General features: G+C 62.6%; 1 protein-coding gene. It reads left to right on the forward strand.

Translation table 11 applies throughout. From position 1 onward, the window contains the following. Positions 1–197 precede the first annotated feature (197 nt). Positions 198–460 (forward strand): ATP-binding cassette domain-containing protein (locus VW35_RS22115; RefSeq protein ID WP_046141759.1); only part of this gene is annotated, 263 nt, incomplete at its 3' end.

A 460-nucleotide genomic window follows, 5' to 3' on the forward strand; every position in this document is an offset into this window, starting at 1 on the left:
CTCAACTACAATGCGCTCTTTACCGGCCAATATGTGTGGCTCGTAGCGCCGATCGTCGCCACGGTGACGCTGTTCCTCGGGCTTTTCCTCACCTCGATAGGCTTCAACCAGGCCTTTGCCAGCAAGCGGGGTGTCTCATGATCCGCCTCAACGACCTCAAGATCAGCTAACGCATTGGCAGCCGCGTCATCGATGCGGTGGATGGGGTCAGCCTCACCATTCCCGAGGGTCGCATCGTCGGCATTGCCGGGGAATCGGGCTCGGGCAAGTCAACGCTGATGAAGGCGATCTACGGCGATCGCCAGGCGCCTGTGTACAACTCGCCCGGCCAGGTCCACTACGGCGTCAACGGTTCGGGCGGCAGGCCGGGGACGACGGCCCTAATCAGCGACGACGGGTCCCGCGACATCTCGTATGTGGCGCGCAGCTCCAGTGATCGCGACACTTCGGTCCGTCAGCA

The sequence above is a fragment of the Devosia soli genome (assembly GCF_000970455.1).
Lineage (GTDB): Bacteria > Pseudomonadota > Alphaproteobacteria > Rhizobiales > Devosiaceae > Devosia > Devosia soli.